20 protein-coding genes are annotated in these 18,770 nt (G+C 63.5%); 8 read left to right on the top strand and 12 right to left on the bottom strand.

The genetic code is table 11. From position 1 onward, the window contains the following. The first annotated feature begins 11 nt into the window (after positions 1-11). Positions 12-1,286 carry an adenosylmethionine--8-amino-7-oxononanoate transaminase gene (gene bioA, locus ACJ8IL_RS04955; protein ID WP_025301917.1) on the top strand — a complete coding sequence of 425 codons (1,275 nt, stop codon included), beginning with the start codon at positions 12-14 and terminating at the stop codon, positions 1,284-1,286. Between the two features lie 4 nt (positions 1,287-1,290). Here bioA and ACJ8IL_RS04950 read toward each other — a convergent pair whose 3' ends face one another. Continuing rightward, a complete protein-coding gene (locus ACJ8IL_RS04950) occupies positions 1,291-1,692 on the bottom strand; it encodes a YkvA family protein (RefSeq protein ID WP_025301916.1) in 402 nt (133 codons plus the stop codon). Positions 1,693-1,694: 2 nt separating this feature from the next. After that, on the bottom strand, positions 1,695-1,970 hold the full coding sequence (locus ACJ8IL_RS04945; protein WP_025301915.1) for a metal/formaldehyde-sensitive transcriptional repressor: 276 nt from the start codon (positions 1,968-1,970) through the stop codon (positions 1,695-1,697). Positions 1,971-2,048: 78 nt separating this feature from the next. Here ACJ8IL_RS04945 and dmeF point away from each other — a divergent pair, with 78 nt between their 5' ends. Together dmeF and ACJ8IL_RS04935 are read left to right on the top strand one after the other, a co-directional pair. Beyond that, the gene (dmeF, locus tag ACJ8IL_RS04940) at positions 2,049-3,017 is read left to right on the top strand and encodes a CDF family Co(II)/Ni(II) efflux transporter DmeF (protein WP_197835366.1); all 969 of its coding nucleotides are present in this window, start codon (positions 2,049-2,051) and stop codon (positions 3,015-3,017) included. A gap of 32 nt (positions 3,018-3,049) precedes the next feature. Next, entirely contained in the window at positions 3,050-3,532 is a 483-nt protein-coding gene (locus ACJ8IL_RS04935; protein WP_025301913.1) for a kinase inhibitor, read from the top strand. Positions 3,533-3,599: 67 nt separating this feature from the next. On the opposite strand, the gene pgl is transcribed toward ACJ8IL_RS04935, so the two are convergent. Then, positions 3,600-4,595, bottom strand: coding sequence for a 6-phosphogluconolactonase (pgl, locus tag ACJ8IL_RS04930; RefSeq protein WP_060432612.1), 996 nt, complete (start codon positions 4,593-4,595; stop codon positions 3,600-3,602). A gap of 178 nt (positions 4,596-4,773) precedes the next feature. Between pgl and ACJ8IL_RS04925 the strand changes: the two genes are divergently transcribed. Next, a complete protein-coding gene (locus ACJ8IL_RS04925; RefSeq protein WP_060433834.1) occupies positions 4,774-5,592 on the top strand; it encodes a pyridoxal phosphatase in 819 nt (272 codons plus the stop codon). Between the two features lie 31 nt (positions 5,593-5,623). Here the strand turns inward: ACJ8IL_RS04925 and modC are convergent, their stop codons facing one another. The 9 genes from modC to ACJ8IL_RS04880 all read right to left on the bottom strand — a co-directional run bounded on the left by modC (position 5,624) and on the right by ACJ8IL_RS04880 (position 14,337). Further along, positions 5,624-6,691 carry a molybdenum ABC transporter ATP-binding protein ModC gene (gene modC, locus ACJ8IL_RS04920; RefSeq protein ID WP_043136662.1) on the bottom strand — a complete coding sequence of 356 codons (1,068 nt, stop codon included), beginning with the start codon at positions 6,689-6,691 and terminating at the stop codon, positions 5,624-5,626. Further along, entirely contained in the window at positions 6,692-7,381 is a 690-nt protein-coding gene (modB, locus tag ACJ8IL_RS04915) for a molybdate ABC transporter permease subunit (RefSeq protein ID WP_015377003.1), read from the bottom strand. Beyond that, on the bottom strand, positions 7,378-8,151 hold the full coding sequence (modA, locus tag ACJ8IL_RS04910) for a molybdate ABC transporter substrate-binding protein (RefSeq protein WP_043136653.1): 774 nt from the start codon (positions 8,149-8,151) through the stop codon (positions 7,378-7,380). Before modA ends, modB begins: the two co-directional genes overlap by 4 nt. 158 nt (positions 8,152-8,309) lie before the next feature. Then, on the bottom strand, positions 8,310-8,459 hold the full coding sequence (locus tag ACJ8IL_RS04905; protein WP_004939813.1) for an AcrZ family multidrug efflux pump-associated protein: 150 nt from the start codon (positions 8,457-8,459) through the stop codon (positions 8,310-8,312). Between the two features lie 146 nt (positions 8,460-8,605). Continuing rightward, the gene (locus ACJ8IL_RS04900) at positions 8,606-9,394 is read right to left on the bottom strand and encodes an ABC transporter ATP-binding protein (protein ID WP_147822916.1); all 789 of its coding nucleotides are present in this window, start codon (positions 9,392-9,394) and stop codon (positions 8,606-8,608) included. Then, complete coding sequence (locus ACJ8IL_RS04895; protein WP_147822915.1) at positions 9,391-10,416, bottom strand: FecCD family ABC transporter permease; 1,026 nt, start codon at positions 10,414-10,416, stop codon at positions 9,391-9,393. Before ACJ8IL_RS04895 ends, ACJ8IL_RS04900 begins: the two co-directional genes overlap by 4 nt. 1 nt (position 10,417) lies before the next feature. After that, on the bottom strand, positions 10,418-11,173 hold the full coding sequence (locus tag ACJ8IL_RS04890; RefSeq protein ID WP_049208977.1) for a class I SAM-dependent methyltransferase: 756 nt from the start codon (positions 11,171-11,173) through the stop codon (positions 10,418-10,420). 1 nt (position 11,174) lies between these two features. Beyond that, positions 11,175-12,170: an ABC transporter substrate-binding protein gene (locus ACJ8IL_RS04885; RefSeq protein ID WP_442516372.1), complete on the bottom strand. Its 996-nt coding sequence runs from the start codon at positions 12,168-12,170 to the stop codon at positions 11,175-11,177. A 4-nt stretch (positions 12,171-12,174) separates the two neighbouring features. Further along, positions 12,175-14,337 carry a TonB-dependent receptor gene (locus tag ACJ8IL_RS04880; protein WP_442516371.1) on the bottom strand — a complete coding sequence of 721 codons (2,163 nt, stop codon included), beginning with the start codon at positions 14,335-14,337 and terminating at the stop codon, positions 12,175-12,177. A gap of 188 nt (positions 14,338-14,525) precedes the next feature. On the opposite strand from ACJ8IL_RS04880, the gene modE reads away from it, so the two are divergent. From modE to ACJ8IL_RS04860, 4 genes are all read left to right on the top strand, one after another. Next, positions 14,526-15,317 (top strand): molybdenum-dependent transcriptional regulator, encoded by a 792-nt coding sequence (gene modE, locus ACJ8IL_RS04875; protein WP_197780747.1) that lies wholly within the window; start codon positions 14,526-14,528, stop codon positions 15,315-15,317. 90 nt (positions 15,318-15,407) lie between these two features. Next, positions 15,408-16,895 carry a molybdate ABC transporter ATP-binding protein ModF gene (gene modF / locus ACJ8IL_RS04870; protein ID WP_043137183.1) on the top strand — a complete coding sequence of 496 codons (1,488 nt, stop codon included), beginning with the start codon at positions 15,408-15,410 and terminating at the stop codon, positions 16,893-16,895. Between the two features lie 95 nt (positions 16,896-16,990). Beyond that, a complete protein-coding gene (locus tag ACJ8IL_RS04865; protein WP_049208980.1) occupies positions 16,991-17,563 on the top strand; it encodes a cysteine hydrolase family protein in 573 nt (190 codons plus the stop codon). 167 nt (positions 17,564-17,730) lie between these two features. After that, positions 17,731-18,549: a CPBP family intramembrane glutamic endopeptidase gene (locus tag ACJ8IL_RS04860; protein ID WP_342095570.1), complete on the top strand. Its 819-nt coding sequence runs from the start codon at positions 17,731-17,733 to the stop codon at positions 18,547-18,549. Positions 18,550-18,770: the final 221 nt, after the last annotated feature.

Genomic DNA, 18,770 nt, shown 5'->3' with positions numbered 1-18,770 from the left:
GGTTTACAAGTATGTCTGTGACCGCTTCCGACCTGGCGTTTGACCAACGCCATATCTGGCACCCCTACACCTCCATGAGCCGCCCGTTACCCTGTTACCCGATCGAATCGGCCAGCGGCGTCGAACTGCAGCTGGCGGACGGCCGGCGTCTGGTGGACGGCATGTCCTCCTGGTGGGCGGCGATCCACGGTTACAACCATCCGCGCCTGAATCAGGCCGCCAGCCAGCAGTTGGAGAAGATGTCACACGTGATGTTCGGCGGTATTACCCATCCGTCCGCCATCTCGTTGTGCCGTCGGCTGGTGGAAATGACGCCAGAGGCGCTGCAGTGCGTGTTCCTGGCAGACTCCGGTTCGGTGGCGGTGGAAGTGTCGTTGAAGATGGCGCTGCAGTACTGGCAGGCGCGCGGCGAGCGCCGGCAGCGCATCCTGACGCTGCGCCACGGCTATCACGGCGATACCTTCGGCGCGATGTCGGTCTGCGATCCGGACAACTCGATGCACAGCCTCTATCAGGGCTATCTGGCGCCGCACCTGTTCGCGACCGCGCCGCAGTGCCGCTTCGACGAAGAATGGCGTGAAGAAGATATTGCACCGTTCGCCGCGCTGCTGGAGCAGCACGCCGGTGAAGTGGCGGCGGTGATCCTGGAACCGGTGGTGCAAGGCGCCGGCGGCATGCGCATCTACCACCCAACCTACCTCAAGCGGGTGCGCGAGCTGTGCGATCGCCATCGGGTGCTGCTGATCGCCGACGAGATCGCCACCGGCTTCGGCCGCACCGGCAAGCTGTTCGCCTGCGAGCACGCGCAGGTGGTGCCGGACATTCTCTGCCTGGGCAAGGCGCTGACCGGCGGTTACATGACCCTGTCCGCCACCCTGACCACCCGCCATGTGGCGGAGACCATCAGCAACGGCGCGGCCGGCTGTTTTATGCACGGCCCGACCTTTATGGGCAATCCGTTGGCCTGCGCGGTGGCGGACGCCAGCATGGCGCTGCTGGCGGAAAATCGCTGGCAGGCGCAGGTGAGCGCCATCGAAGCCCAGCTGAAACAGGAACTGCTGCCGTTGGCGGCGCTGCCGAAGGTGGCGGACGTGCGGGTGCTGGGGGCGATTGGCGTGGTGGAAATGCGCGAACCGGTGAATGTCGCCGAGCTGCAGCGCGGGTTCGTCGAGCGCGGGGTATGGATCCGGCCGTTCGGCAAGCTGATTTACCTGATGCCGCCTTACATCATCGAAGCGGAACAGCTCAGCCGCCTGACCGCCGCCGTGGCCGCCGCCGCGCGTTAATGCCTTACCAATGCTGGTCCAGATAGCGGGCCAGCAACCCCAGACACAGCAGCCAGAGTAAAATGATCATCGCCGCCGCCATGCGGCCGGTGGGGTTGTCGACGCGTTTTTGCGCCTTCTCGCGCAGCTCGGCCATCAGCGGCTTGGGGATCAGGCGAACCGCCAGCATGATGCCCAACGGCACGATGATCACATCGTCCAGATAGCCCAACACCGGAATAAAATCCGGGATCAGATCGATCGGCGAGATCGCATAGCCGGCCACCAGCAGCGCGATCAGCTTGGCGTACCACGGGGTGCGCTTATCACGGGCGGCCAGCCACAGCGCGTAAATATCGCGCTTGATGCCTTTGGCCCAACGGCGCAGCCAGCCGAACCACGGCGTGCGTTTTTTCAGTGAAATCATGATTACTTCATATAAGAACGTAAAACGGTCATCAATTGCTCGATGTCCTGCTCGCGCTGCTGCGGCGTAGCGTCCGCGGCAGCCAGATGTTCGCGCACATGCCCTTCCAGCACCTGCGCCATCAAACCGTTGACCGCGCCGCGCACCGCCGCGATCTGCTGCAGAACAGCCGAACATTCGCCGCCGCTCTCCAGCGCACGTTCCAGCGCTTCGGCCTGCCCTTTAATGCGGCGCACCCGCGCCAACAGCTTCTTTTGATCTCTGTGGGTATGGCTCATCATTTCCGCCTGATTGTTATTTACTATACTGGGGTATAGTATATTTCAGCACACTATCTTTTGCTGAGGAACTTCACCATGACGTCTCACGCGCCCGTTTTGCACCGCGAACACAGCCACGTTTTTGACGATGGTAACCCATTGGCCGAAAGAAACACCAGATGGGCGGTGATACTCACCGCCAGTATGATGGCTATCGAGATCGCCGGCGGCTGGCTGTTTAACTCGATGGCGCTGCTGGCCGACGGCTGGCACATGAGTTCACACGCGCTGGCGCTGGGCCTGTCGGTGCTGGCTTACGGCGCCGCACGCCGGCTGGCCAAGGATCGCCGCTTTAGCCTCGGCACCTGGAAGATCGAAGTGCTGGCCGGTTACACCAGCGCGGTGTTGTTGGTGCTGGTGGCGGCGCTGATGCTGTTTCAGTCTGGGCAGCGGCTGCTGAATCCCAGCCCGATTCATTACAACGAAGCCATCGCCATCGGCGCGATCGGGCTGGCCGTCAACCTGCTCTGCGCCTGGCTGTTGCGCGGTGGCGGCCATCATCATCATCGCGGGGATGACCACGACGACACTCATCATGACCTCAACCTGCGTTCCGCCTATGTTCACGTGCTCGCCGACGCCGCCACCTCGGTACTGGCGCTCATCGCGCTGTTCGGCGGTAAGCTTTGGGGCGCCGCCTGGCTCGATCCGCTGATGGGCATCGTCGGCGCGGCGATGGTGGCCGCCTGGGCCTATAGCCTGATGCACGATAGCGGAAAGATTTTGCTGGATGCCGAAATGGACGCCCCCGTGGCGCAAGACATCCGCCAGGCCCTGGCCGCTTCCGGCCACGCGCTCACGCTGACCGATCTGCATGTAGGCCGCATCGGCAAAGGAAAATATCATTGCGTCCTCGCCCTGAGCAGCGCCGATCGCGCCCTCACCGCCGATCGGGTGCGCCAACTGTTGGCCGCGCATCCCGAACTGGTGCATGTCACCGTCGAGATCAACCGTCCGCCGTTGGCGCAAGGGGTTGTATTGTTCCACCGAAAAGATCTAGCTTAAGGGTCCGCGTTTATCGACAACTGGGAGTCATTATGGCTTTTCGTTTGTACAGCAACGATCTGCAGGACGGCGGCACAATGCCGCAGACGCAGGTCTTCAACGGCATGGGCTACCACGGCGATAACCTGTCGCCGCACCTGGCCTGGGACGGCGTGCCCGCCGGCACCAAGAGCTTCGTCGTCACCCTGTACGATCCCGATGCCCCGACCGGCTCTGGCTGGTGGCACTGGGTGGTGGCCAATATTCCGGCCGACGTGCGTGAGCTGCCGCAGGGCGCAGGCTCCGGTAAAGCGCCGCTGCCGAGCGCCGCGCTGCAAACCCGTACCGACTTCGGCTCAGCCGGTTACGGCGGCGCAGCGCCGCCGAATGGCGAAAGCCACCGCTATCAGTTCACCGTGCATGCGCTGGACGTAGAAAGCATTGAGGTGGATGAAGGTTCCAGCGGCGCGCTGGTGGGCTTTAACGTGCATTTCCACAGCCTCGGCAGCGCCACGCTGACAGTGATGTTCAACTGATCTCCCACCCATAAAAAAGCGCGGCTCAACCGAACCGCGCTTTTTCCATACTCGTCTGACCGCCGAATTACTTCGCCAGCACGCTGACCCACATCGGGCCTTTGCCCACCGGATAACGTGCCAGCGTGGTCAGCTCGCCGCTGGCCTGGTCAATTTCATGCACCGCGATGTGATCGGACTTCTGGCCGGACGAAATCACGAAGCGGCCGCTGTGATCGATATTGAAACCGCGCGGCTGCGTTTCGGTCGGATAATAGCCGACCACGCTCAGCGTGCCGCCGTCTTCGGAAACGCTGAAGAGGGTCAGAATGCTGGCGGTGCGATCGCTGGTGTACAGGAAACGGCCGTTCGGCGTGATATGAATGTCCGCCGCCCAGCGGGTGCCGTCGAAGTCGGCCGGCATGATATCCAGTGTTTGCGTCACGGTGTATTTGCCGCCGTTTTCCGAAATGGCCAGCACGTCTACCGTGCCGTTCAGCTCATTGACGCAGTAAGCGAACTTATCGTTGTGGTGGAATGCCATATGGCGCGGACCGGCACCGGCGGCGATATCCACCGCCTCCTGCACGTGCGGCGTCAGCTGGCCCGTCAGGCTCAGGTTGAACAGGCGGATGCGGTCCTCTTTCAGACACGGCACCAGCACCAGCTGGTTGGTCGGATCGATGTTCGCCGAGTGCGGCGCGTTCAGGCCGTCAATCTGCTGAATAGGCGCCGTCACCACGCCGTCATGGCCGATCGGGCTGATGCTGGCGCAGTTGCCGCTGTAGGAGGCGGAGAACAGGTAACGCCCCTGCAGATCGGTGGAGATATGGGTCGGGCTGCCCGGCAGCGGCGCCATGCCGGCCTGCTGCAGCGTGCCGTCCGCCTCGATGCGGTAGCTGACGATGCCGAACGCCGGACGCACGCCGACGTACAGGTGGGTCTTGTCCGGATGAAGGGTCATCGGCTGCACCTGGCCCGGCACGTCAACGGTTTGCAGCAGCGCCAGCGCGCCCGCGTCGTCCAACTGCCAGACGTGGATCTGCTGGCTCTCCGGGCTGGCGACATAAACGATTTGCTTCATGTGTTCTCCTTGCAAAGGGTAAAAGAGGAACCGGTTTCAGGCCGTTCGATTGCTCCTAGCTTACCGCACATCCGTCGCATGGCAACCCTGCTTAGCACCGGATGTTCACGCGGTTTTCTCCGTTGGCTATCCGGTGTACCATCGGATTAATTTTATGGCTAACGATAACGAGAACCCTATGAGCTACCGCGTCATCGCCCTCGATCTTGACGGCACCCTGCTGGACAATCAAAAACGCATCTTACCGCAGTCGCTGGAAGCGCTGGCGCTGGCGCGCGCCGCCGGCGTCCAGGTGGTGGTGGTCACCGGCCGCCATCACGTCGCCATCCATCCGTTCTACCAGGCGCTGCAGATAGACACGCCGGCCATCTGCTGCAACGGCACCTACCTGTATGATTTTCAGCAGAAAAAGGTGCTGGCCGCCGATCCGCTGGCGAAAGATCAGGCCAAACAGGTGCTGCAGATGCTCAAACAGACCGACATTCACGGGCTGATGTACGTTGACGACGCCATGCTGTATCAGGAACCGAGCGGCCACGTGACCCGCTCGCTGGCCTGGGCCGAAACCCTGCCGGCGGCACAGCGCCCAACGCTGCTGCAGGTCGGCAGCCTGGCGCAGGCGGCCGACGACGCGCAGGCGATCTGGAAATTCGCCACCTCGCACGCCGATATTCCTGCGCTGCGCGAGTTTGCCGACACGGTGGAAAAAGAGCTGGGGTTGGCGTGCGAATGGTCCTGGCACGATCAGGTGGATATCGCCAAAGGCGGCAACAGCAAAGGCAAGCGCCTGCGCCAATGGGTGGAATCGCAGGGACTGAGCATGGATCAGGTGGTGGCGTTCGGCGACAACTACAATGATATCAGCATGCTGGAAGCGGTCGGTTTGGGCGTGGCGATGGGCAACGCCGATGACGCGATCAAGGAACGCGCCGATCTGGTGATCGCCGATAACCTGCAGCCGGGCATCGCCGAGGTGATCCGCACCCGCGTACTCTAGTCTTTTCGCCCTCCCGCCGGGAGGGCCTGTCTTAGCGGCTCTCGCGGCTGATCGACACGCTCTTCACCTGCGCGTACAGCCACTGCCCGGGGCGGATCGCCAGTTCGTCTCGCGCCCACGGCGTGATGCGCGCCCACAACACGTGTTCCCCGACCGCCAGCTTCACTTCCACCTGCCCGCCCACGTCCAGACACTCGCTGACCTTGGCCGGCAACACGTTGCGAATGCTGCTGTTGACCGGCGGTTGCAGCACCAGCGAGACGTCGGCGGCGTTGATACGAATGCGCAGTTGGGTGCCCAATTCGGCGTCGATGCCGCTGACCCACAGCCGCTGATCGCCGAGCGCCAGCGCGGTCATAGCATAGCGTTGATGATGCTCAATCACGCTGACGCGCAGCACGCTGCTCTGATCTTCACGCTGCAGCCACGGCCGCAGCGCGCTGCTGGCCCAGACGGCTTCCAGTCCGCCGAACGCGCGCACCTCGCCGCGATCCAGCACCATCACCTGCTCGGCCAGACGCAGGATCTCGTCCAGGCTGTGGCTGACGTAGAGGATAGGGATGTTGACGTCCTGCGCCAGCCGCTCCAGATACGGCAGCAGCTCGCGTTTGCGCGGCAGATCGAGCGAGGCCAGCGGTTCGTCCATCAGCAGCAGTTCCGGCGCGGTCAGCAGCGCGCGGCCGATCGCCACCCGCTGTTTTTCACCGCCGGAGAGCGTCAGCGGCAGCCGATTGAGCAGCGGCCCGATGCCCAACAGCTCGACAATAGTATTGAACTGCGCGCGCATGCCGGCCGCCATGCCGTACTGCAGGTTGCCGCGCACCCGATAATGCGGGAACAGGCGCGCATCCTGAAATACATAGCCGATACGGCGCTTTTCCGGCGGCAGGCAGAGGCCCGCGGCGGTATCCACCAGCGTGCGGCCATTGAGCGCGATGCGCCCCTGTTGCAAACGGGTCAGGCCGCCGATGGCGTTGATCAATGAAGTTTTACCCGCGCCGGACAGGCCGAAAATCGCGGTGATGCCCTGCGCCGGCAAATCGGCGCGGACGTTGAGATTAAGGTCGCCCAGCTGCTGCGAGAAATCCAGCTCCAGCATTTACACCCCCATCCGTTTGCGGCCCCAGCGGGCCAGCCATTCGGACACCATCAGGGAAGCCAGCGACAGCACGATGGCGATCACGCACAGACGCGCGGCGGCGGCTTCCGCCCCCGGCGTTTCGATCAGCGTATACATCGCCAGCGGAATGGTGCGGGTTTCACCGGGAATGTTGGAGACAAAGGTGATGGTGGCGCCGAACTCCCCCAGCGAACGGGCAAAGGCCAGCACCACGCCGACAATGACGCCGGGCAGCGACAGCGGCAGCGTGATGGTGAAAAACACCCGCCACGGGTTGGCGCCCAGCGTGCGCGCCGCCTGCTCCAGCCGGGTATCCACCGCCTCCAGCGCCAGCCGGATGGCACGCACCATCAGCGGAAACGCCACCACCGCCGATGCCAGCGCGGCGCCGCGCCAGCTAAAGCTGAAGCTGAAGCCGAACCAGTCGTACAGCCACTCGCCGATGACGCCGCGCCGCCCCATGGCGATCAGCAGCAAATAGCCGACCACCACCGGGGGCAGCACCAGGGGCAGGTGAATGACGCCGTCCAGCAGCGCCTTGCCGGGAAAGCGGCAACGCACCAGCACCCAGGCCATCAGAATGCCGAACGGCAGGCTGCAGACCACCGCCAAACCGGAGACTTTCAGGCTCAGCTCAACCGCCTGCCACTCGTACTCACTCAGGATCATTTACGCGGGGTGAATCCATAATGTTCAAAAATAGCGGCCGCTTCCGGGCCCTTCAGATAGGTATAGAAAGCGCTGACCGTCGGATTTTGACGATCTTTCACCATCGCCATCGGATATTCAACCGGTTTGTGGCTGTCTTCCGGGAACACGCCTACCACTTTCACCTTGTCGCTGGCGACCGCGTCGGAGCCGTAGACGATGCCGAGCGGCGCTTCACCGCGCTCCACCAGCGCCATCGCGCTGCGCACGTTGTTGGCGCGCGCCAGTTTCGGCTCCAGCGTGCGCCAGGCGCCCAGATGCTCCAGCGCCTCTTTGGCGTAGATGCCGGCCGGCACGTGATCCGGATCGCCCACCGCCAGGCGGCCGCCGCTGAGCAACTTGGCCCAGTCGGTCTGCTTGTCGATGGCGATCTTGTCTTGTTTATCGCTCTTGGCGGCGATCAGCACCAGCTCGTTACCCAGCAGCGTGTAACGGGTGTCTTTCACCATCTGCTGCTTGTCGATGGCATAATCCATCCACTGCTGATCGGCGGAGATAAACAGATCGGCCGGGGCGCCCTGCTCAATTTGGCGCGCCAGCGTAGAAGACGACGCGAAGGAGGAAACCACCTGCACGTCCTTGCCTTTTTGATATTGGGTGGCGATGTCCTGCAGCGCGTTGGTCAGCGACGCGGCGGCGAACACGGTGATCTTTTCCGCCGCCGAGGCCTGAGCCACCAGGCCCGATGCCAACACGATCCCGCCAACCCATTGGGTCCATTGCTGTTTCATTGTTTTTCTCCGCAAGTTAACGTGCATTATCACTCTTCGTTATATAAAAAATAATATAACGCGGCGCGAAAGCTTGTCATGCGGTTTATCGGCAAAGCGTGAGATAACTTGAGGAATGCCCGCCGGGCGATGCCGACGGGTATCGGGATAGGGAACGGTCAGTGCTGGGTGCGGTTTTCTTTCGAACGGCCCACTTTGGAGAAGACGTTGAACACTTCGCCAAAACCGTAGATCAGACCGAGAATGAGCGCCATGACCACCGGCACCATCACCACGGCGAATAACAGACTTTTCAATAATTCCAACATGATAGCCTCGCTTAACTGCCCATTGAGCGGCAAATGCCTTTCACCGCATATCGGGTTATTCTAACCCAAAAAAATCGCTAAAACCGGAGTTATTTTAGCCAGCGAGGCGAAATTGTGATCGGCCAAACGTGCCCTTTTGACCGATCTCATCCCGCCGCGGGGTAATAGATCAGCGGCGGCGCATAGCCGGCGGGCGCCGCCAGCCGGGCCTCCACCCCGTATACCGCGCGAATGTGCTCCGGCGTCAGCGCCTGCTGCGGCGTGCCCGCCGCACAGATCCCGCCCCGCTGCAGCAGCGCGACCCGATCGCAATAACAGGCCGCCAGATTCAGATCGTGCAGCGTCACCACCACGCTGAGCTTCAGCCGCCGCAGCAATGCCATAAACTGCTGCTGATGAGCGATATCCAGGTGGTTGGCGGGTTCGTCCAGCAGCAGCCACGGCGTTTGCTGCGCCAGCGCGCGCGCCAGGTGCACCCGCTGCTGTTCACCGCCGGACAGCCGCTGCCAATCGCGATCGGCCAGGTGGCTGATGCCCACCTGCTCCATCGCCTGCCCGGCGAGGCGGCGATCCTCGGTACCAAAACCGCGCCAGCGGCCGATATGGGCCAGCCGCCCTAACAATACCGCCTCCTTCACCGGCAGCGCGAAGGTGCCGGGGGCGGATTGCTCGAGAAAAGCGATGCGCCTGGCGCGTTCCCGCCCGGTAAACGCGGCGATCTCGCGCCCTTCCAGCCAAACGCGGCCGCCGCCGGCGGGCTGCAGCCCGGCCAACAGCTTGAGCAGCGTGGATTTACCGCTGCCGTTGACGCCGAGCACGCCGGTGATCTCACCGGGCAAGGCGCAGAAACTGAGGTTTTCCAGCACCGTGCGCGCGCCCACTCGCCAACTTACCCCCTCGGCGCACAGACCGAATTGCGTTTTTTCAACCGTCATGCATTGACCTTCCGATACAGCAACAGCAGGAATACCGGCACTCCCAATAGCGCCGTCAACACGCCGACCGGCAGTTCGCGCGGGGCAAACAGCGTTCTGGCCAGCGTGTCCGCCGCCACGGCGAACAAAGCGCCGCACAGCGCGCTGGCCGGCAACAGCTGACGATGCCGCGAGCCGACCAGCCGCCGGGCGACGTGCGGCACCGTCAACCCGATAAACCCCACCGCGCCGCTGAACGCGACGATCGCCGCCGTTAGCGCGGTGGTCGCCACATACAGCAGCAGCTTCAGCGGGGCCACCGCCACCCCCAGCGAAGCGGCGGTCACGCCGCCGAACGCCAGCGCGTCCAGCTCACCCGCCCGCAGCCAGCAAAGCAGCAGCGTCGCCGCCAGCGCCAGCCCGCACAGCCCGACCTGTGGCCAGCGCGCGTCGCTGAACGATCCCAGCAGCCAGAACATCACGCCGCGCGTGGCGTTGGCGTCTGCCTGCCAGAGGGTGATCAGCGAAGTCAGTGCGGAGAGCAGTTGCGTCACCGCCACCCCGGCCAGAATAAACAGCGTGGACTCCCCCTGCAGCGAACGCCCGGCCAGCAACATCACCAGCGCAAACGCCCCCAGCGCGCCGCTAAACGCCCCGCCGGACACCGACAGCAGGCCGCCCCCCAGCCCCAATACCAGCACCGTCACCGCCCCCACGCCCGCGCCGGAGGAGATCCCCAGCACCCAGGGATCGGCCAGCGGGTTGCGGGTCAGCGACTGCAGCACGGTGCCCGCCAACGCCAGCCCGGCACCGGCCACCGCCGCCAGCAGCGCGCGCGGCATCCGCAGCGACCAGATGATGCGCTGATACACCTCGGCATCGGTCGCCGCGCCGCCGCTGACGCCGAATACGATGCGCCAGGCGTCGTGCCACGCGATCGGCGCAGGCCCCGACAAGGTGGCGCTCAGCAGGGCCATCGGCAGCGCCGCCGCCAGCAACAGCAGCCAGCCGGCCTCACGGCCGGGCAGTAACCGCCGGCTCATGCTATTTCCAGCCTGCGATCACATAGTCGTCCAACAGCTGCCACACCGTCCCCGCCTCGCTGAAACCGGCCTGCCTGAGGGCCGCGAGCTGGAAATCCACCGGCGTCGGCGGCGGCACCGGGCGGCCGGCGAACAGCGCCTCACGCTCGGCCTGATAAGCGGCCAACGCCGGCAATTGCAGCGCGCTGGCGAACCAGCGATCCCAATCCTCGACGCCGTTGTCCCAGGCGCGTTGCTGGGTCTGCTCATCGTGCCGCTCGGCCAACGCCTTCAGCCGTGGCTGACGGTGGTCATAGCGCTGATGATCGGCATTGAGGAATACACCGCCGTCGGCCAACAGCCCGGCGACGTTGCGGTACAGCGCCAGTTGCTGCTCCGGCATCAGCCAGTGCAGCGCCGTGCTGGACACCGCCGCCTGCGGCGCGGGGCCGGACAGCGCGGAAAAACAGGCAGGATCCGCCAGATCGGCCTGCAGAATGCGGATCCGATCGCCATACTCCGCCAGTGCGCCGCGCGCCACCGCCAGCAGCAACGGATCGAGATCGATGGCGGTTACCCTGGCCTGCGGAAAGCGCTGCAAAATGCGCAGGCTCAGCGATCCCGGGCCACAGGCTAGATCCACCACGTGAAAATCCTGGCCGGCGGCCAGCGCCAGCACCTCCAGCTGGGCGTTAAAACGCGCTTCCCGCTCGGCGATGTAGGCCGCCTGCTGGCGATCCCAGGAGTCCAGCAGCGAAGATAATGAAACGGCAGTCATATCAAGGTTCCTTGTTGGAAAAAGTCGTAGCCTGCGGCGGCAAGGCCGCCAGGCCTCGAATCAAACGGCCCAGCGCCGCCACGGTGCGGGCGGAAGGGTCCATGTCGTAACCGGGGAGGATCACGTAGCGCCGCTGACGCACGGCGCGCAGCGTCGCGGTCAGCGGGTGATGCTCCAGAAAGGCGATCTTGTCGGCCGCGCTGTCCCCGAAGCCGCCGCGCGGCAGATCGCCAAGCACGATCGCATCCGGATCGCGGGCGGCGATAACCTCCCAGGATACCGTCGGCCACAGCTCGGGCAGATCGCCGAACAGGTTCTCGCTGCCGACGCTTCGGCTCAGCAAACCTGGTGCGCCGCAGCAGCCCGCCACGTAGGGCGTCTGCGTGCCGGCATACCACCACAGCAGACGTAAATGCGGCAGCGGCGCGCGCTGCGCCTCAAACGCCTGGAGTTGCCCACGTAGCCGCGCGATCGGCGCTTCACCGCCGCGGCTGACGTTGAAAATGCGCGCAAGCTCCCGCAGCTCGGTGAAGATGTCTTCAAACGTCAGCGCAGCGGCGATCGCGCTTTGCTGGCCGCTGCAGGCGCCGGGAGAGAGGTAAGTGCCGATGCCCCATTCCGCCAGCCGCGTCCGATCGGGCGTTTCCGGGCTGTGCAGCCAGTAATAGCTGGCCGAATAGACAAAATCCGGCCGCATCAGCAGCAACGCTTCCGCCGTGGGCGGCGCCGGGCTGGTGGGCGCCCGCAGCGCATCGGCCGACGCCGTCGGCGCGGGATCGCGCATGCGGTCATACCCGACCACGCCGATTGCACGGGCGGCCAGCCCCAGCGCCAGCAGGTTTTCCAGCGCCGGATTGGCATAAACCAGCACCCGCTGCGGCGGCTGCGGGTAATCGCGCGTGACCCCGCAATTTTGCAGGCTGACGCTATCGGCACGCAGCGGCACGCCCCCGCCCAACCCCAGGGCGCACAACAACAGGCAAAGCCGGCGTTTCACGCCGTCAGAACCTGACCGACACGAAGGTTTCATAGCTGCGCGGCGGCGCGATCAGCGCCTGATCCGGGTAGGTGCGCTGATAGGCGTACAGCTGGTTGGTGGCGTTGCGAATGCGGAAACCGACATCGACGATCGGCGTCAGCTGATAATCCGCCGCCAGATCGAGCGTGGTGTACGCGCGCATCTTGCGCCGGTTGGCGTCGTCGTTATAACTGCTGCCGACGTAGCGCAGCGAAGAAGCCAGCCCCAGGCGCGCCGTCGCCTGATAATGCACGCTGAGGTTGGCGGTCCAGTCCGGGATATAGGCCGGGCGATTGCCGTTGTAGCTGCGCAGCGGGCTACCGCCGCGATAGTCGTCGTAGCGGGCGTGCGTGTAGGCGGCATTGCCGGCCAGCTCCCAACGATCGTCGGGACGCAGCACCACGCCAAGCTCGATGCCACGCGACGTCTGCCTGCCTACCGCGTTCAACGCATCCGGCCGCTGCGCGTCGGGCACAAACAGGTTGTCCTTGCGCAGTTCGTACAGCGCCAGCGTCGCCTCGCCCTTGTTCCCCCAGAACTGCCCTTTGGCGCCGGCCTCCCACTGGCGCGCTCGCGTCAGCGGCAGATCGGTCTGCGTTGGGCTGAGGAAGAACAGATCGTTGCCCGGCTCCTGGCCGGTGGTGTAGTTGGCGTAGAGCGTGAGGTTATCGGTCAATGCATAGCTGGGGCCCAGGCTCCAGGTGCTGAAAACATAAGTGTGGGCGCGGCTCTCTTCCTGCGGCCCCTGGAAGCGCCAATCCATGTTCATATGGTTGTAGCGCAGCTGGCCCAGCAGCGCTAAACGCTCGGTCAGGCTGAAGCGGTCTTCAAGAAAGGCGGCGTACTGATTCTGAGTGACGTGGCGCACCGGCGCACGCTGGCTGGCGGTGCCCTGAGCGAACGGCTCTCTGGGCGGCGCGCCGAGCGGCACGTCCTCGGAGCCGGGGAAACCGTTGGAGTAGTACTGAAAATGCCGCTTGCTCAGATCGAAGCCGACCAGTAACCGATTATCGAAACCGGCGATAGCGTGATCGAACACCAGCGAACTGCGGTTGCCGATCAGATCGTCGTCGTGCGCCAGAGCGCCGAAAGAGTCGCGGTTGACGTCGCCGGGCCGGGCCGCCGCCGCGACGCGGAAACGCTCGACGTTGCGCCATTCGCGAAAGCCGCTGTAGTAATAGAATTGGTTATGCCACTCCACTTCGGGCGTCATAAACCAGTCCAGACTGGCCTGAAATGCGGTGGCGTTGCTCTGGATACGGCTGTCGGTCAGGTTGTTGTAATTGATGTCGCGCAGCTCGCCGGCAATGCGCCCATTCAGCAGCGGCGTGCCGTAGTAAGGATTGTTGGTGCGGTTGAGCATGCGGTCCAGGCTCAGCGTCAGCAGCGCATCGTCCGTCAATTTAAACAGCAGCGAGCCGGATACCCGCTTCTGCCGATCGCGTTCATACTGCACGTTGCTGCCGCTGTCGTTGCCGCTGACGTCCAACCGGTACGCCATCACATCGTCCACCAGCGCGCCGCCGGCACCCAGATGCAAACGCTGGCTGCGGTAGCTGCCGAGGCCATAATCGAGCTCGAACGGCTGCCGGTTGAAGGTCGGCCGCCGCGAGATCAGGTTGACGCTGCCGCCTGCGGCGCTCAGCCCGTTCAAGGCCGACCCCGGCCCACGCAGCACCTCGATGCTGTCGTAATGCGCCGGATCGCCCAGTTGCAGCGTACTGCCGGGCATCTCTACGCCGTTATACAGCCAGGCGATCGGCCGAAAACCGCGTGCGGAAAAGTTGTTGGACAACGTTGGCGAAGCGACGCCGGACAGACCGGTAGCGTACTCGACGGCGGCGGCCAGCGAACGATCGCCCCGCTGTTGGATCGCCCGCGCGCTGATAATATCGACGCTGCGCGGCGTCTCCCGAGCGGTCAGCCCGATCTGCGAAGCGCTGCGGCTCACGGCGTTCAACGCATCGTAACGCCCGGCGGGGGCCGCCGCCTCCACGGTGAGCTGTTCTTCACACCCCGTGGCATTGCGGGCTTTATCGCAGTCGGCGGCGAAAGCCAGCGGCGCTGTCAGTGTGCCGCCGATCCATGCGGCGGCAAGGCATAAAGGTTTTTTGGGCGTGCCAAGACGCCGGCGTGTCGTACTCATGTGGAGCATCCCTGTGGTGAAATAAAAACCGGCCGCAGCCGGCGTAAAGCCTTATCGTTTTTCTGTTATGTTATATTATTACAATATTGCAATACCAGTCTTTATTGCCCCACTCTCCCACGCACGGCGTTTGGCGCTTTGCCGCCAAATCGGCGACAATACGGTTTTTGCCGCCGACAGGATGCGCTATGCAGGCCGAAATTCTTCTGACTCTCAAACTCCAGCAAAAGCTGTTCGCCGATCCGCGCCGCATCGCGCTGCTGAAACAGGTTCAGCACACTGGCTCCATCAGCCAGGGCGCCAAACTGGCGGGCATCAGCTACAAAAGCGCCTGGGACGCCATCAATGAGATGAACCAGCTGGCGGAACACACGGTGGTGGACCGCGCCACCGGCGGCAAAGGCGGCGGCGGCGCGCAGCTGACGCACTACGGTCAACGGCTGATCCAGCTGTATGACCTGCTGGGCCAGGTGCAGCAAAAGGCCTTCGACGTGTTGCAGCAGGACGATCTGCCGCTCGACAGCCTGCTGGCGGCCATCTCGCGCTTCTCGCTGCAAACCAGCGCGCGCAATCAGTTCTTCGGCACCGTGATCGAACGCGATCATCAGCAGGTGCAGCAGCACCTGGCGATTTTGTTGAACGACGGCACCACTCGCCTGACGGCGGCCATCACTCAGCAAAGCGCCGACCGGCTGCAGCTGACGCCCGGCAAAGAGGTGCTGGCGCTGATCAAAGCGCCCTGGGTGCGGTTAAGCGTCGAGACGGGGGAGCATACCGGTGCGGATAACGCGCTGGCGGGCGTGGTAGCCGGCATTCAGCCGGGGGCCGAACACAGCGAGGTGCTGGTGACGCTGGCGGGGGGCGAAACCCTGTGCGCCACCCTGACGACGGCGGAGTTGCAGCGCCTGCAGCTGAGCGTCGGTACCGCCGTACACGCCCTGTTCAACGCCGACCACGTGATTATCGCCACGTTGTGTTAAGCGCAACGTGATGTTGCGTTTTTGCTGATTGACATCACCGTGCAATGCGCCTATTTCTAAGGCAAATAATTGCAAAAAAAGGAACAGGTGATGTCGTCGTTGCACATTTCGCAAGGTTCATTCCGCTTAAGCGATACCCGTACCCTGACGCTGGATGCACTGGCGATCCAGGCCGGCGACAGCTGGGCCTTCGTCGGCGCCAACGGCAGCGGCAAATCCGCCCTGGCGCGCGCGCTGGCCGACGAACTGGTTCTGCTGAGCGGTGAACGCCGCAGCGACTTTCAGCATGCGGTGCGCATCTCCTTCGAACAGCTGCAAAAAATGGTCAGCGACGAGTGGCAACGCAACAACACCGACCTGCTCAGCGCGGACGAGGACGATACCGGCCGCACCGCGGCGGAGATCATTCAGGAAGAGGTGAAAGACGCCGCGCGCTGTGAGCGGCTAGCCGCGCAGTTCGGCATCACCGCCCTGCTGACCCGCCGCTTTAAATACCTCTCCACCGGCGAAACGCGCAAGACCCTGCTGTGCCGGGCGCTGATGCCCGAGCCTGACCTGCTGATCCTCGACGAACCCTTCGACGGGCTGGACGTGCACTCGCGCGCACAGCTCGCCGCGTTGCTGAGCGAGCTTTCCTCCCAGGGCCAGACCGTGGTGCTGGTGCTCAACCGGTTCGACGAAATACCGGATTTTGTCCGGCAGGTGGGCGTGCTGGCGGACTGCACCCTAACCAGCCGCGGGCCGCGCAGCCAGGTGATGGCGGACGCGCTGGTGGCGCAGCTGGCGCACAGCGAAAACCTCAGCGGGCTGGCGCTGCCGGAAACCGAGGATCCGACGCAAAAAGTAGCCCTGCCGACGGACCGGCCGCTGATCGTCCTGCGCGACGGCGTGGTCAGCTATAACGATCGGCCGATCCTCAATCACCTCAACTGGCAGGTTAACCCCGGCGAGCACTGGCAAATCATCGGCCCGAACGGCGCCGGAAAATCCACGCTGCTCAGCTTGATCACCGGCGATCATCCACAGGGCTACAGCAACGATCTGACGCTGTTCGGCCGCCGTCGCGGCAGCGGGGAAACCATCTGGGAGATCAAGCGCCATATCGGCTACGTCAGCAGCAGTCTGCATCTGGATTATCGCGTCAACACCAGCGTGCGCAACGTGGTGCTGTCGGGGTTCTTCGATTCGATCGGCATTTATCAGGCGGTCTCGGATCGTCAGCGGCAGCTGACCGAGCAATGGCTGGCGCTGCTCGGGCTCGACGGCGCGCGCGGTGATGCCCCGTTCCATAGCCTTTCCTGGGGCCAACAGCGGCTGGCGCTGATCGCCCGTGCGCTGGTGAAACACCCGGCGCTGCTGATCCTCGACGAACCGCTGCAAGGGCTGGATCCGCTCAATCGCCAGCTGGTGCGCCGCTTCATCGACGTGCTGATCGGCCAGGGCGCCACCCAGTTGCTGTTCGTTTCGCACCATGCCGAAGACGCGCCGCAGTGCATCACTCACCGCCTCAGCTTCGTGCCCGACGGCGAGGGCGGCTACGGCTATCAACACCAGCGGCTGGAGGCGGCCTCCGCCTGAAACGCGGCGTAAACATATCCGGCAACACTTCACCGCAGCACATCACATTTGGCCTTTTATCATAGAAAGAAAGAAGGCCATTTTCTGGAGACGCCATGTCCGCTGCGTTGATTATCATCGACCTGATCGAGGATCTGATCGGGCCCAAAGGGCGCGCCAACCACTGCCGTGAACAGGTGGTGGCAACCCACCTGCTCGCTAACGTCAATGCCGCCACGGCCTATGCCCGGGTGCGAAAAATTCCGGTGATCTGGGTGCGGGTGGGATTCGCCGACGATTATCATGATATCCCGCCCCACTCGCCGTTGTTCAACCATCTCAAGCAGATCGGTGCGCTGCGGCTAAATGGCCCGGGCTGCCGCTGGGTGCCCGAACTGCATCAGGAAGAGACCGATCTGCAGTTTGAAAAAACGGCGGTTAGCGCCTTCTCCGGTAACAATTTGTTAGCCTGGCTGCGGCAACATCGGTGCCACCATTTGCTGCTGGCGGGTATCAGTACACCGCTCGCCATCGAGAGCACCGCGCGTCAGGCGCACGACGCCGGCTTTCAGGTGACCGTACTGCACGATCTGTGCGCAGCCCCTACGCAGGAGATCCACCAGCAGAGTCTGGATACCCTGCAAAACCTGGCCGAAATCACCCGTTCGCAGGCATGGATGAAAGGCTGACCCGCATCGCCGCCGATCGTGTGGGCCGGCATCATGCACGAATGCATCACTGCCCCGACCTTTAGCGTCATCCTGGTGTGCTACTATCCGCTCTAGCGCTCAATTTCGCCATCATCGCACGCCGCAAAGGCGCTGAGCGCCGTGTACATATTTTAAAGGGACATATTATGTGGGGCGTACTGGCTGCTTCGTTATTTTTCTTGCCGTTTAACCGGCTGATAGCCTGGGTGATCCTGGCCGCCTCGGCGGGTATGGGGCTTTATCATGGGGTACTGACGCCGCTCAGCCTGAGTTATATGCTGGCGATCGTAGCGCTAGCGGGGTTGCGTCACCATTTTCGCGCGCAGCGCAATCTGGCGATCGCGTTCGAAGGGTTGGTGGTCGCCGGCTGCGTGGCGCTGTTCTTGCATCTGGTGCCGGGCATCCACAACCAGCTGATGATCGACGGCGAGAAAGCCGGCCCGCTCAGCGCGCCGTTCACCATGTATTACAATTTCGACAAGGCGATGGTGCCCTTCCTGCTGTTCGCCTGCTTGCCCACGCTGTTTTCCGCCGAACCCGGCGGCAACGCCGGCAAAGTGGGCTGGATTGCGCTGCTGCTGGCCGTGCCGGCGCTGTTGCTGCTGGCCGTGGCGCTGGGCGGCTTAAAAATCGAGCTGCATGCGCCCGCCTGGATCCTGCCTTTCGTGATGGCGAACCTGTTCTTCGTCTGCATGGCCGAGGAAGCGCTGTTTCGCGGCTACCTGCAACAGCGCCTCAGCCAGTGGCTAGGCGCCTGGCCGGCGCTGATCGTCGCCTCCCTGGTGTTCGGCGCCGCACATTTGGCGGGCGGTATGCTGATGGTGATCTTCGCAACCCTCGCCGGGGTGATCTACGGCCTGGCGTGGATGTGGAGCGGCCGTCTGTGGGTGCCGATTCTGTTCCATTTCGGGCTTAATCTGACCCATCTGCTGTTCTTCACCTACCCGCTGTATCAGCATTCTTAACGGCTGACGCCGGCAGAGAGCCCCTTTCTGCCGGCTGGTCGGGTGAAAACGCTATCACTAGCACCTCACCGTATGACCTCAATCATGCCGCCCCCTGCTTTTCTCCGCCCGTACAGTGCTTTTCAATGAAGTGTAAACGATTCCATTTTTCGCGTTAGATCACCTTTTTACCGTCGCGAGCGTGCTATCTTTTTGCGCAATGACTTCTCCCTGTTCAGCAA

It is taken from the genome of Serratia sp. CY47444, assembly GCF_052168635.1.
Classification (GTDB): domain Bacteria; phylum Pseudomonadota; class Gammaproteobacteria; order Enterobacterales; family Enterobacteriaceae; genus Serratia; species Serratia bockelmannii.
Note: the sequence above shows the minus strand (reverse complement) of the source record. Positions and strands in the feature narration are given on the sequence as shown.